We start from the raw sequence: 14,663 nt of genomic DNA on the forward strand, positions 1-14,663 counted from the left end.
TATGGCAGCATATCCACGAGCAGAACTTGAAGAAATGGTCGAGCGCTGGCTAGAAGCCAATCGACAGGCAGAAAAAGATGGTGACTGGCCCAAGCATCTAGGTGCCATGTACACGGATGATGCAGAATATCGCTGGAATATTGGCCCGAACGAAGAATTTGTGGCGCGCAACCGTGAAGAAATCGAAAAATGGGCACTCGGTGAACAAATGGAGGGCTTTGAAGAATGGAAATATCCTTATCACCGTATTCTTATTGATGAGAAACAGGGTGAAGTCATCGGCCTCTGGACCCAGGTTTCCCCTGCCAAACGAGATGATGGCACGAACTATACCGTCGAGGGAGTGGGTGGTTCCTGGTTCCGTTATGGGGGTGATTATAAATGGGAATGGCAAAGGGATTTCTTTGATTTAGGCAATACCAAAGCCTTATTTTTTGAATTGGCAGCAGCAGGTAAGCTAGACCCTGCAGTCAAAGAAAAAATCGGTAAACTGGCGAAAGGTCACCCGCTTCCGGGCCATGAAAAATTACGCCCTGAAGCCAGCCTGTTACAAAAAGCAAAAGGGTTTTTAGTGATGATACGTATTGCTATCTTTAATAAGTAAGTTAATTATTTTCTGCTACAATAACCACATAAATATTACGTTATTATTTTTGGATTAATATGAATACTGAAGAAGAACAACCTAAAAGCCGTCGCGAACAAGTGCGCAGCGTTGGACAAAGTGGTAATTACTGGTATGCCATGGAAATGAGTTCCAAGCTTAAAAAAGGCAAATCTGTAGAAGTCATATTCTGGAAAAGCCCAATCGCACTGTACCGCGGTGAAGAGGGAGAAGTCTTTGCCATAGAAAACCGTTGTCCACACCGTCAACTACGCTTAACTTCGGGTATTGTCCAGGGTAATGAAATAACCTGCCAATATCATGGCTGGACGTTTGATGGCTGTGGTAAGTGCACAGGTATCTCACACGAACTCGGCAAGGGCAAAGCCAAAGACAGCCTGCCTAATATTAAGGTTAATTCTTACCCTGTCCAGGAAAAATACGGTTTAATCTGGGTTTTTCCGGGGGACCCAGCACTTGCAGATAAGGTCCATATCCCAGAAGTCCCTCAACTGACTCAAGAAAACCCTTGGGAATTTGTGCCACTTGATTTTACCTTAAAGGCACACTTCACCATGATTTTAGAAAATGTATGTGACTTTAACCATGCGTTTTTACATCGTAAATTTAAACCGTTCACTGATCCTCATTTATTAGGTACTCGACATGAAGGTGACATCATCTATGTCGATTATGAAACTGACATGAGCCAGAGCAGTGCCGTTAAAGTGGCGGGAGAAAAAAAAGGTAAAGGTCTGGAAGATATGACCTTATGGTACCATTACCCGTATCAAGGCTCGAACACTGCCGACAAATATTTACACTGGTTATTTATGACTCCGATTGATGAAAAAACCACTCGATGTTTTTTCGTCTTCTTACTTGGGCCACTGGAAATTCCGTTTATTAATAAACCTGTCCCTAAGTTCTTACGTAAAACAGTTATTCACTTAGCCAACTTTTTCTATATTGTCCCCCTCCTTAAAGAAGATGTCTTTATTCTGCAAGAAGAAATGCTGGGGCAAGAGCGTCACCCACATATTCAACATCAAGAGTTTAATCCCATCGTCGGTGAATTCCAGAAGCTGAGTATTAAAAAATGGAATGAATATATCCATAGCGAAGCGTTACGCAAACAGAAACAGCTGGATTCTAAAGAACGCCATATCTTCCCAGGCGCTGGCCTGACTAAAAAAGAACTCAGCGATTACAGTCGGATGCTGGAAGAAAGCAAAGAACTTGAGATGTAATAGTCGGCTACGGACTTAGCAATATACTTACTAATCTAAGACAGCGCACATGCAGGGGAGTAGGCTTTAGCCTACACGAACCACCGATCTGCTGCACGTGTAGGCTAAAGCCTACTCCCCTGCAAGTGCTCTGTTTTAAATACGTAGCCAAAAAGACTAACTGTCGATGTTGTGCTATGCATAGTATCTCAGACTTTCATTAAATCCGGGGAGTAGGCTTTAGCCTACAGAAAATCGTATATCAATTAAACTAATATTCTCTCCCCATTGACCCACCAACACAAGAAATGACGACATTAGTAACAGGTGCCTCCGGGCACTTAGGCGCAAACCTGGTTCGCGCATTATTAGATCGCGGCGAAAAGGTTCGCGTATTAATACGCAAAGACAGTAATAATTCTGCTATTGATAATCTGGATGTAGAACTTGCATTCGGAGACCTAAGAGATGAGCAGTCTATTATTGAAGCAGTAAAAAGCTGTGACTATGTCTATCACCTGGCAGCTTTTGTCAGTATTCGTGATGGTGACCGGGATGAACTTTATGATGTCAATGTACTTGGCACACGCTACTTAATGCAAGCCTGCCGACTAGCCAACGTTAAAAAAGTAGTACACTGCAGCTCATTCGGTGCAGTTGGCAACAACCCCGATGGCGCATCCAATGAAAAGTGGGCTGTCAGCCCTTATGAAATGACCACCGACTATGAAATTTCCAAAACCTTTGCCGAATTAGAAGTCTATAAAGAAGTGGTTCGCGGCCTGCAAGCTGTTATCGTTAACCCTAGCGGTATCGTTGGCCCCTGGGATTTCAAACCCTCCCTGCTGGGTAAAACCATTATTGAATTTTCCCAAGGGAAAATGCGCGCCTCAGTTCCCGGAGGATTTGACTTCACGCCTGTGCAGGACGTTGTGCAAGGGCATCTACTGGCAATGGAAAAAGGCGTGGTTGGCGAACGTTATTTACTCACCGGCGAACAACGCACGATTAATGAAACACTAGACTGGCTAGAAGAATATACCGGCGTTAGCAAGCCCAAACTCGTCATTCCCACTTTTATTATGCAAAACATTGCCTTAGTAAAAGACTGGATCGAACGTAAATTCTTCCCCCATGTATACCCACGCTTTAACTACCATTCTATTCGCCTGTTAAATTGCGGCAAATACGGCACACATACTCGCGCGATCAATGAACTCGGTTTACAACCGACACCCGTTAAAGAAGCCTATCGCGATTCTGTGCTATGGTTCAAGGAACACGGATATATAAAATAAGCTTAATTACTCAGCGTATTTATTTAGTGGCGCGCAGGCTTTAGCCTGCATGAAAAACAAGAAAAATGTAGGTTATCGCCTACGCCCCAAATAATTGATAAATAAAAAAGCAAAAAGGACAGTTCTCCCATTGCACTCTACAACCGTGACATCAATGCCAGGTTGTGCTTATTTTTTGTAACTACTCAGCGTATCTGATAGTTACGAAATTAGATTGTATATTTCCAGCTAGGCACCAGAAAAGAAAGTATTTGATAAAAAACACCCTGATGGAACAAGCGTTTTTGTAGGATGGGCAAAGGAGGTACGACGTGCCCATCATGTTTTCGTTGATGGGCACGGATGAAGCCCTTTGCCCATCCTTGTGTTTATTTTGCTGTAACTACTCAGTTTGTCTGAGTAGTTACCTTAATATAAGCTAGTAGTTTCGGACTGCATATTATTATGATCATAAACGCCTCCTTTATTCACGCATTGGCTCGAAAGTTATGGGGTCTTTCCAGGCAACATCACTCTGTCAACTATAATATAAACCATTCTGCCATAGGATAGGTTTAGCATAAGCAAATGTGTCACTGAAAGACCTGCCCCCCGTTTTCTGCTGAAAATTTCAGGCTGCTTTCGTAGTACCACCGGTGAAGAGATATTTTGTCGTGTCAGGGGTTATTTATCAACGTCCGTAAACAAGGTATCAGTGCAACTTTGGCAATGACTCTTGTGTTTGAGGGGAAGTTGCCTGAATTTGCTTTATAATTTCATTCGGCTTTCAATTTCGCTGAGTAGTTACATTTTTTTTAGTCCCCTTTGAGGAGGGGACTTCTTCAAACCACCCGCAGAGCGGGTGGTACTTTATACTATTCGCAGGATTCTGGAGCTACCACCTGGAATGTTCTGCCAGCAGTCCCCCAAGGATAATAGGTAGAAGATTTTCTAATCGGGCAAGAACCGCTGCCACAGCGGCAATGTTCAATCTTGAATTGCGGGATCAGCGTGAACTTGGTGCCTTCATTGAGATCATCATTTACAGTAATGATCGCCATCGGCTCTTTCCACAGCCCCTGGGCGGCTGCAGCCGGATGTTTAATCTTGGTACCGAGATTGTTTGCCTGGCACTTGGCGAATGTCACATCCCAGCTTACCCAGTCGCTGCCGTTGACCCCATCGGAGTTTGTGGTATTCCCACCCACAAAAACCTCTACATCTTCTGTAGAGTTGGTGGTTGAAGCCGACCAGCTTATACCCCCGCCCGAACTAGCCCCCGCGGCATTGATGCTCCCACCGATAGATGTCGTCTTACTGGTCGAACCCACCGTGGTGGTCGGCGACCACTCTTCGATATCTCCGAGAAACTGGCCGAGTTCTGCATTTAGACTCATGGAGCGCATGTACCAGCCTTTTTCCTTGTTTTTATCCTCAGTGTAGTAGTCGGACATTGCACTGGTAAAATCAGAGGTAACCAGCCAGCGGTCTTTACCATCGGCCAGTTCCTCCCCGAGGGTGTAATAGAAAGCTAGATCGATCGCATAGGCTCCTCCGGCACTTCCATCATCCTTGGGAATGGTTCCTGCATATGAACTGGTTTTGCAAAGAGTTCAGCCTGACGATGGGTCCAGAGTTGCAGCTCGTGCACTCCTTTTGGTTTCGTCAACAGTTACCGTTTGTAAAGATTTCTCACTTTCATTGCTTGCCAGATTTTTCTCATGCCAGTCTATGACCTGGCCCAAGATTGTCGGATAAGGCTGTTCGACATCCAACACAACTTCCAGGTGATCAATGACCCTGCGTTCCGGGCTGAGCAAATTGGCAGGAACGATTCTCCCCTGCATAAAATAAATAGACCCATTTCTGTCGGAATCACCAGGTACATGATCGTGCAGCTCTCCAAGCCCTAATGCTTCGGCTAACAGATGTTTAGACATGGCGCTTGTCCCCACTGGAGCCCCTGCGTCGAAAGCTTCAGACAATGCTGCAGTATCCTGGGAGCTGAGCAATTCAAACAATCGATCCCCATGCAGAAATATAAATCTGTGAAACGGATTGGCTTTGGCATTCTGCAATGCTTTATCGAGGGAATTAAACTTTGTTGCCGACAAAGCAGGGTCCTGCTCGCCGTACAGAATTGCAACAAATTCGTCCCTGGAATGATATAAACATTCGTATTTATTGTTCGAACTGCTCTCTGCAGAATCAGTCAGACCTGTCTCGTCGTCAGTTTCTGCAAGCGAATGACAATCGATAAACTCGGTTGCAGTTGCTTCGACCGGAATGATTTACACCGTAATGACTGGGTCTGGACCGGAAGAGGCCGAAAACGGAGCGACCAAAAAAAATCCGAATGAAAGAAAAATGCAGATATCTTTTATTATTTTTGAGTCATCCTTAGTCAAATTCTTTTTGTGATGCACCTTAAATATTTTCATTTTCTTCCTCTTTATAATTTTCATTTACCGCGTTTCACAGCGCTATACTTGGTATTTGTGTCAGAGCTAATACTCTCCACGCATGACTCACCCAGACATTTAATACGGCTTAAGTATATCAAGTTTGTATTAGTATTCTGTTGTGTATATCACATAAACCAGAATCCTTATTAGAGCAAAGGGGCATCAGGGGAAAGGCCTCCCATTGCACTCTATAACCATAGTAACAATGACAGGTTGTTCAATGATAGGTCCTTATTTTTGCTTAATTGCATATATTAAATACCTGAGCGGTTTTTAACAACCAAAAGCTGCCATTGATTAAGCTTCAAGACTAAGCACAGATGAAAAAGGCAACTATAAGTACCTTAGGAACGCGCACGAAATAACTTAAGCAACTGACTTGTCTTTTTATCCGTCTTCTGCGTTGTAGAAACTGTTACGTAGCTGGCTATGCGCCTGTTTCTACGTCTTGAATACGAATAAAAATCCTGCGCCAGATGCTCAACTTATTCCGTGCGCGTTCCTTAGCTTTTGGGATAATTCTTTTGTTTGCAATAAACTGTAAACTGAATCAGTGCAAATATTTTACAAACTGCTGTGGTTTAAGGAACACGGATATATAGTAGTAGAACTGCTAGCGCTGTATTTCGCAAAGCTTAATTCTAGGTTTTTACCTTGCTATCATCCACTAGCTCTTGATAAAGTGATCTGGCTTTTTTAACACTGGCATCAAATGTATAAGTTTGCGCTTTTTCTAAGTAAGCTAAGCTAGATTCTTTCAACTCAGCTTCATGTTCAATCCAGTAGTCTAATTTACTGACTAGATTTTCAACGTCACCTGCTGAAAATAAAAAATCCTCATTTAAAGCAAACTGCGCTGAAGCACTGTGTTCAGCATCAGAGATTAAAGCAGGCAAACCGCAGCCTATCGCTTCTAATACAGCCATGCCTTCTAACTCGATCTCTGAGGCGTGAATAAATAAATCTGCAGTATTAAACAGGGAAATTAACTTTTCCTGACTGACATATTCAAAAAAAGCAGGATTGGGTAAGGTATTGCCCAGATCAATTAATTCAGCCCTTAATGCACCTTGCCCAGTGACCACCAGCTGAATCTTATCTTTAAATTTAGATTGCTTTATCGCCTGCATCACCAGATCATGACGTTTTTCCCTGGCTAATCGGCCGACCATTAAGATAACAAATTTGTCTTCAAATTCTGCTTCTTTAACACATTGTTTGGGTTTAAACTGCTCAGGCAAGCCATTAGATATAATTTCCACGGGCACCTGAATAGCGAATTTATCCAGCATTTTCTTGCCAAATTCACTGGGCGCCATTACCAAGTCTGCTTTATTATAAAAAGTACCAATAAAAAAGCGATATAGAAAGGCATTTAGCCACTCATAATCCAGGCCAATATTCCACATCAGATTTTCTGGTTGTACATGAAAGCCGAACACGACAGGCTTATTCATTTTGCGGGCAATTTTCAATGCCTGATAACCCAAAAAAAAGGGGAATTGTATATGCACTAAATCTGCTTTCTCTATAACAGCTGCCAATTTTTTTTTGTTTGGCCAGGCAAACAAGAAATCCATTTCCTGCATCTGCTTTTTAGCGAAAGGAAAATAAAAGGCAGGGAAAACCACTTTATTCTGTTCAGCCTTACCGGTACTTATCACCGTTAAATCATCAGTATTTTTGAAATAATCAATAAAGCGTCGAGTGGAAACAACCCCCCCTGACTTTTCACCATCAACATTATCTGCAACAAATACGATTTTCAACAGGCTCTCCAAACACGAATAAACATATTATTAATTTTATTATTCCTCTACTCTACTGCTTTGGCTTTAAAGCCTTACCCGCCTGACACTAAAAGCAGGTAACACAATCAAAGTACAAATCAAAGTAAAGGTAATACCTATAGCCAGTAACATGCCCATGCTGGCAATCCCCTGATGATTAGTAAAGGCCAGGCTGGTAAAACTCAGCAATGTAGTTAAAGAACTAAAGAATACCCCTCTAGCCGTACTGGTTTGCAATAAGTGTTCATTTTCTCCCAGGCCAGCATGTAAGCGATGCATAATATGAATTCCACTATCAACGCCCATACCCATCAATAGTGGTAAAGCAATGATATTGGCAAAATTAAACGGGTTTTGCAACAGTACATTAGCCGCTGCTGTCAGCAAGCCAGCAAGTAATAAGGGCCAGACAACTAATAAGGTATTACGAAAACTTTTTAGAATAATGAGTAATACTATAAAAATAACCAGTATTGCAGTGGTAAATGATTGAATAAAAACTTGGGCTATTACATCCCCGGCAGCCAGATCAGAAACCGGCAGACCGGTCACAGAATCATCTACACTCTGCACTTCGATTGCAAATGCCTTCAGGTTTTCAGCCTTATTCAGATCATATTTCGGATCTATGATAATTTTATAAATACCCGATGGGCTAAGCCAGTTTCTACTGATATAGTCCGGAATATCAGCCAGACCAAACTCGTATGCCTGTAGCCCGGTGTTTAATTGCTGCATGGTATAGGGGAATAATCCCAACACGCTCTTATCTAGTTGTTGATATTTCGCTGCAGATAATTCAGAGGCATCGGCAAAAACTATAAAGTCTGTAATATGTTGATGTAATTTTTCTAATAGTTTAGGAGAGGCATTAGCACTAGGCTGAACTAATGCCGTATTAATTTTGGTCTGTAATTCCAGTAATGCCTGGCGAGAATCTGCAGTTTCCAGCGGGCGATCAAAGCCACTTAATTCAGGCCCCATAACCAGACTTAAGTCCTCTATAATCTCTAGTTTTTCTTGCTGATCTTTTGCGACAAAACTTTCTAGGGTAATGGTTTTACTGACGGTATCCAGGCCCTGCATTTCAAGGGCTAATTTTTCTGCATTTGCCTGGGAATCACTCAAGGCGATCAATACAAAGGGAGATCGGGTTTTCGACTGCAATAGATCTTTAAACGCGACGACAGACTCACTATTAGGATCTCTAAGATTAACCGGATTTGAGTCGAGATACACATACTGCAACGAAAATGAAGCGGCAATAGCCAGCAAAACAGATGCGTAGCGTATGATCCGCGCATAGCGAAAAGGAAAAGTACTAATCCAGCTGGGAAGTCTGGTTACCTGCTGATGCGCCAGTTTTTTTATGGCAAATACTTTCAGTAAAGCAGGCAATAAAGTTAAGGAAACGGTCAGGCCGATAAACATGCCCCCACCGGATATTAAACCCAGCTCGGACACGCCTGCATAATCAGTGGGAATAAAGGCAAAAAAACCTATGGAGGTAGTAAGAGCACATAAGAACAGGGAGAAACCAAGCTTGATAACACTCTTTTTTATCGCATCTTCGCTAGTCATATTGCCTTCCCAACATTCACGGAAAGCCAGACAGATATGAATTGCAAAATCGACACCCAGGCCTATATAGAGTATCGCAAAGGCAACCGACAACACATTCAGGTGCCCAACCGCAAGCGTTGCAAATCCAGCGGTCAGAATTAGCCCCATAATCAGGACAATTAAGGTACACAGCACTAGCTTAACCGAACGTAAGCCTACAAACAGTACGATGATGATTAGCGATAATGCGAGCAGACCAGAATAGACAGTATCTTCTGCCAGAACGCGCATTTCATCTTCTTCCAGGGCTTTTTTACCGGTGATCCGAATACTAACTTGCGGGTCTATCGCTTGAATTTCTCGCGCTATTTCTCGTGCAAAATCCAGCGATTTTTCAACCGGCTTCATGCTATTAAAGTCAGCTATAGGTCTGGCGCTGACAATGCTGCGCAAAGTATTTCTATCGCTAGATTGATTGAATGCTAGCAGTTTCTGCCAGGAGAGTGAATACGGTTGATCTAATTGTATTGCCAGCAACGATTGGTCTATACCTTGCAGCAGAGGATCTAGATTGGTAGGTAAGCCGTTGTCCGTATTATCTAGTGCCTTACCTAATATTTCCAGTAAACCTTGAAGGTGATAATTTTGCGCTAAATAGCCTATAAAAGGTTGCGCATCTATCAATTTGGCAGATAAGTTTTCAAGCTTTTCCGGTGTCAGATAGAGTAAGCCCTGCTGCTTTAAGAAAGCATTATCATCGGGAATATAAACATACTCAAAAAGCTGCGTATTAGCGGCAATACGTTTTGCCAGAGTGTTTGCTGCGATGCTCGTCTGTTCTGCCGTAGGCGCTTCGACCACAAAAACGATGGTCGCTGCATCTTGCGGAAAAGCATTCTCCCAGCGTATGCGATTTTTCTGGAAAGGTAAATCCTGGGATAACAGGGTGGATGTATCTGTATTTACACCTAAATAGTTGACCGTGTAATACAGACTGGCTGCAGATAAAAAAACAAAAAGTACGATAAGTAGCCATGCAAAGCGTAGTACACGAGTACTCCACCAGAAAAAAAATTTATCCATTAGAAGTGTGGAATGATTACTCATATACGTTATTACGGTCGTCTGAAATTACAATTACTCAATATAAAGGACATTATACGGCTAAAATTCTTTAGTTGCGTAGCGCAAATCAAATAATTTGACATGGGTTTGTTAATTCAGGCAAGAGTGGCGAAATAACTGAGAACAACATAAGCTATTCTGGATGGAGTCGCTGGAAAATGTACTTTGAGGAAGTACCTTAAGGTAATACCAGGACTCTTAAAGAGACATTATTATGCTGCGCATAACTGATTTTCTATAGTTTTCCTATCAAAGTGCCGGATAATTTCTTCTTTTGTAAAACCATACTCTTCAACAGTATACTTATGTGTACTACGGTATGATTTAGCCGCGATGCAATCCTGGCGCAATCGGGTCTTATATTCAGCATTCAATGGCATGCCAAAATGCTGATAAATTGACATAACGGTTTTTTCGGGGTCGCTCACCAGATTATCGTATTCAATATCTAGCAAATTTTCTGGGGTAAAATTGTGCCTATAGTTAATTATCCCCTGATGATTGGTGCGTACCATTTCTATCACACTCATACTTTCATATTTTCGTTGATAGCAGGCAGGTGAATGAAAAGACCAAGGCTTAGAAAACACACTCAACGAGGACGCAACAGACCTGAGTATGTCACTGCGTATATGAATTACACGCATATCAGGGAAAGCCTCCTGATAAATACCTAGTCTACCCCCTGCCGCTGCATTTTTAGCAAGAAAGGTCGCACCGCCTGTAGCATAGACATGCCGCTGAACAGATAGGCGAAAGTTTTTGACCACCCTTTTTCTAGCTTTATCTGGCAGATTATCCAGTGCGAAAATATCCCCGACTTCATGCAGGTAAGGAAAAAATAGAATAAGACCGGGCGCTAGAAATGAGCTGACAAATAAAAATTCATCTTCTTCTGAAAAGCGTAATCCCGCTTTGTGCAAACCATCCCAGCCTTTAAAAAAATGCCTATCAATTGCATCAATCATCTGCGCAACCGGGCAGCCAATTTTTTTATCTAATGAGCCAATAAGATTGACGAGTTTATATAAGGTAATTGAATTAAATAGCGATTGCCATAAGGACAGATAAGTGTATTGCTGATCTTTTTCCAGCATTCGATGTAAGAATGTCGATCCACTACGGGGGTTACTTAGGATAAACAACGGCTGCTTAACCTCTTGCCTCCAAAACCCGGGAAAAAGAATGTAGTCTAGTGCCTGAAAAAATACGACGATCAAGCGAAACCATAATATTGCTGGAATAATGATAAAACCAACAAAAAATACAAATTTTGGTCTAAAATAGCGCGGCGTAAACATACGCAACATTAATTTTAAAAAGACGGGCCAATAAAGAAAATACATGTGAACACCTCATGTGTAATTTACTTCTGTTGACAATAACAATTGAGTTGCTATTTAATAAAATAGCCTATAGCCAAGAGGCTGAAACAAGCCTCTTTTGTGGGATAGAAAAATACAACAGCTAATCTGAAATTAAAGAATTACAATAAACCTGCTTTTGCTGCTTTTGCTGCTTTTGCTTTAGCCTTATGTTTAGCTTTAATTTTAAACGAAGCATTACTAGGATCCAGAGTTGCGCCAATAGCCTTGTTTAGGTAACTGACAGCTTGCTCATCTTTACCCTGCTCCATCAAGAATTCTGCGTAGAAGTAATTACTGGTAACACCGTTGGGGTTAACGGCTAAAGCTTTTAGTAAATAAGACTCCGCCGCATCGTCATCACCAAAGGCAACAGGCCAGCCAGGAACCTTATAATATAAAATACCCAAGGTGACTAAAGCCGAGCCATCACGCGCTTCTGGGTTGATATCTATCGCCTTTGCCAATAGCTCTTTAGCTTGTTTAACTAAGCCCAGCGCTACAAAACTGGAAGCATCTTCGGCCATGGTTAAAAGAATAGCTGATTTCAATATAAGCGGCTCAGCCTGACTAGGAAAAGCGACCACAACCTCGCTAATATCCTCAGCCAACTGTAAAAAAACATTTTTACGTTCATTTGTTGACTGGGCCTCACTGGTATTAACCCAGCTTGCTTCAATTTTTGACACACTCTCCTGCATAGACTCAGCAATCGCTGCCTGGGCAAAAAGTAGCAAAAAAACAACAAAAAATAGATTTTTCATGATTTAAGTATAGTCGCCAAAGCCAGACAATACAAGTTTTATCATTATTAACACAAACAAAAACCTCAATAAAAAACCATAATACATTGATTTACATCAATTACATAAATATACCGTATTTATACTAATGTTAATTTGTGCTATTTACATCACATTTTGTTGTGTATGTTGTATAATTGCAACGACTCATATTAAACACTCTAATTAAGAACAAATCAGGATCACAAACAAATCACCATGCCGCAAAAGACATCAAGCTGGAATCATTGGAAACTTCTCACCAGAATGGGCCGCCAAGTGTGGGCATTCAAACCTGAGTCGCAAAACATTGATGATCATTTAAAAAATGCTGATAATTTTACCGAGCAGGAACTGTTTGCCTTCCACAAAGACTTTGCATTTGATCGTCAACAAAACCCCACATCAGGGGATCGGGTTTTTAGAGAGCAGGCGGTTGATACCAACAGTCACCCTTATACTGGCAAAACGCCTCGAGCAAAAACACCTGAAGAACAAACTTTAATTGATGCTCTGGTCAGAGGTATACACTATTTCAGTCAACTGCAAAGTGACGAGGGTCACTGGCCTGGCGACTATGGTGGCCCTTTGTTTTTACTGCCGGGATTATTAATAGCCTCTTATATTACAGAAACCCCCTTCCCTAAACCTCATCAGGAAATGATGAAGGTTTATTTATTCAACCATCAACATGCAGATGGTGGCTGGGGCATGCATATTGAAGGTCAGCCCACTATGTTTGGCACGGTCATGCAATACGTTTCCTTGCGTCTACTAGGTGTTGCTAAAGACGACCCAAGATTACTCAAAGCCAGCACCTGGATTAAAACCAACGGTGGTGCTGCTAGCATCCCCTCCTGGGGGAAGTTTTATTTATCATTACTCAATTTATATGACTGGAATGGCTTTAATAGTCTGTTTCCAGAAATGTGGTTATTTCCCAAATGGCTACCTGTACACCCGTCTAGATACTGGTGCCATAGCCGCATGGTCTACCTACCAATGGCTTACTGTCAGACTCATCGCATTCAAATGCCTGAAAATGATTTGATACTGTCTCTAAGAAAGGAAATATACAACGAAGACTTTGATTCGATAGATTGGGCAAAACAAAGAAACAGAGTCTGTGAAAAAGATTGCTACACCCAGCAATCTCCGATTTTAAAATGGATGAACCTGCTCACTAACTCTTTTGAAAAAATTATTCCAGCCTGGTTAAAAACCAGAACCAGTGAATATTTATTAAAGTACATTAATGCCGAGGATGCGCAAACTGAATATCTGGATATAGGCCCGGTTAGTAAAACCATTAACTCTATCTGTATTTGGCATGCCTACGGCAAAGATTCTGAGCAATTTAACAAACATGTCGCTCGTTGGTATGACTATTTATGGATTGCGGAAGATGGCATGAAAATGAGTGGTTATAATGGCTCACAATTATGGGATGTTGCTTTCACAACGCGCGCCATGCTGGAAAGTGACCTAGGCCTGTTATTTCCTGAGACAATCAAGAAAAGTTATCAATTTATCGATAATATGCAGATTCTCTCTGAGCATGAAACCCATAAAGAATTTTTTCGCCATCCTATGATTGGCAGCTGGCCTTTTTCCACAGCTGAACAGGGCTGGCCTGTGGCCGATTGTACGGCAGAAGGTTTAAGCGCCACTCTAGCTATTCATAAATCTGGGTTGCTTAAAGCAGATATTAGCAACACGCGCATAAAGCAAGCAGTGGATGTTATTCTGTCGTTTCAAAACAAAGATGGTGGCTGGCCAACTTATGAACTAAGCCGCTCACCTAAATGGCTGGAAAAACTGAACCCATCAGAAATATTTGCCGATATCATGATCGACTACTCATGGACTGAATGTAGCTCGGCCTGCGTTATTGCATTACTTGAAATACTGGAATGCTATCCAGACTATAAAACAGCGGAAGTACGTCAGGCAATTTCCAATGGCTTGCAATTTGTAGTTAAACAGCAGAAGCAGGATGGATCCTGGTACGGTGGCTGGGCAGTTTGTTTTACTTATGCTACCTGGTTTGCAGTAGAAGCACTGGTACAAGGTAAAGATTATATTGATGCCAATACAAGATCCGCATGCATTAATAAAGCAAGTGATTTTCTGCTAGACAAGCAAATGCCTGACGGTGGCTGGGGAGAAACCTATGAGTCTTGTGCAAACATGGAGTATACACAAGCTAAAACATCACAAGTTGTTAACACAGCCTGGGCACTGTTAGCCTTACAGGTAGCAAATGCAGATAATAAGGAAGCGATTCAACGCGGAATAAATTTACTGATAGAGAGACAACTAGACGATGGTGATTGGGCACAGGAAAATATATCGGGTGTTTTTAACTATAACTGCATGATTACTTATAGTTCATACCGAAATATTTTTCCTATCTGGGCCTTGAATCGCTTTTATCAACAAAAGGCTATTAAAGTTTAGTTAT

The 14,663-nt window shown here is 41.8% G+C and carries 10 protein-coding genes and 1 pseudogene; 5 read left to right on the forward strand and 6 right to left on the reverse strand.

The genetic code is table 11. From position 1 onward, the window contains the following. Nucleotide 1 precedes the first annotated feature (1 nt). From ACQY3F_RS15055 to ACQY3F_RS15070, 4 genes and pseudogenes are all read left to right on the forward strand, one after another. A complete protein-coding gene (locus ACQY3F_RS15055) occupies nucleotides 2-604 on the forward strand; it encodes a nuclear transport factor 2 family protein (RefSeq protein WP_428355750.1) in 603 nt (200 codons plus the stop codon). Between the two features lie 59 nt (nucleotides 605-663). Then, the gene (locus ACQY3F_RS15060; RefSeq protein ID WP_428355751.1) at nucleotides 664-1,854 is read left to right on the forward strand and encodes a Rieske 2Fe-2S domain-containing protein; all 1,191 of its coding nucleotides are present in this window, start codon (nucleotides 664-666) and stop codon (nucleotides 1,852-1,854) included. 287 nt (nucleotides 1,855-2,141) lie between these two features. Continuing rightward, the gene (locus tag ACQY3F_RS15065; RefSeq protein WP_428355752.1) at nucleotides 2,142-3,131 is read left to right on the forward strand and encodes an SDR family oxidoreductase; all 990 of its coding nucleotides are present in this window, start codon (nucleotides 2,142-2,144) and stop codon (nucleotides 3,129-3,131) included. Nucleotides 3,132-3,735: 604 nt separating this feature from the next. Next, nucleotides 3,736-3,884 (forward strand): annotated as a pseudogene (locus ACQY3F_RS15070) (IS66 family transposase); the annotation flags it as partial. A 101-nt stretch (nucleotides 3,885-3,985) separates the two neighbouring features. Here the strand turns inward: ACQY3F_RS15070 and ACQY3F_RS15075 are convergent. From ACQY3F_RS15075 to ACQY3F_RS15100, 6 genes are all read right to left on the reverse strand, one after another. Next, complete coding sequence (locus ACQY3F_RS15075) at nucleotides 3,986-4,564, reverse strand: hypothetical protein (protein ID WP_428355753.1); 579 nt, start codon at nucleotides 4,562-4,564, stop codon at nucleotides 3,986-3,988. A gap of 159 nt (nucleotides 4,565-4,723) precedes the next feature. Then, nucleotides 4,724-5,224, reverse strand: coding sequence for a hypothetical protein (locus ACQY3F_RS15080; RefSeq protein WP_428355754.1), 501 nt, complete (start codon nucleotides 5,222-5,224; stop codon nucleotides 4,724-4,726). A gap of 992 nt (nucleotides 5,225-6,216) precedes the next feature. Beyond that, nucleotides 6,217-7,344, reverse strand: a complete 1,128-nt coding sequence (locus tag ACQY3F_RS15085; RefSeq protein WP_428355755.1) for a glycosyltransferase — start codon at nucleotides 7,342-7,344, stop codon at nucleotides 6,217-6,219. A gap of 66 nt (nucleotides 7,345-7,410) precedes the next feature. Continuing rightward, nucleotides 7,411-10,011, reverse strand: coding sequence for an MMPL family transporter (locus ACQY3F_RS15090; RefSeq protein ID WP_428355756.1), 2,601 nt, complete (start codon nucleotides 10,009-10,011; stop codon nucleotides 7,411-7,413). A 254-nt stretch (nucleotides 10,012-10,265) separates the two neighbouring features. Further along, nucleotides 10,266-11,399 (reverse strand): sulfotransferase family protein, encoded by a 1,134-nt coding sequence (locus ACQY3F_RS15095; RefSeq protein WP_428355757.1) that lies wholly within the window; start codon nucleotides 11,397-11,399, stop codon nucleotides 10,266-10,268. A 140-nt stretch (nucleotides 11,400-11,539) separates the two neighbouring features. After that, nucleotides 11,540-12,181 (reverse strand): hypothetical protein, encoded by a 642-nt coding sequence (locus ACQY3F_RS15100; RefSeq protein WP_428355759.1) that lies wholly within the window; start codon nucleotides 12,179-12,181, stop codon nucleotides 11,540-11,542. A gap of 237 nt (nucleotides 12,182-12,418) precedes the next feature. Between ACQY3F_RS15100 and ACQY3F_RS15105 the strand changes: the two genes are divergently transcribed. Then, nucleotides 12,419-14,659 carry a terpene cyclase/mutase family protein gene (locus ACQY3F_RS15105; protein ID WP_428355761.1) on the forward strand — a complete coding sequence of 747 codons (2,241 nt, stop codon included), beginning with the start codon at nucleotides 12,419-12,421 and terminating at the stop codon, nucleotides 14,657-14,659. The last annotated feature ends 4 nt before the right edge of the window (nucleotides 14,660-14,663 follow it).

It is taken from the genome of Methyloprofundus sp. (genome assembly GCF_965251085.1).
GTDB lineage: Bacteria > Pseudomonadota > Gammaproteobacteria > Methylococcales > Methylomonadaceae > Methyloprofundus.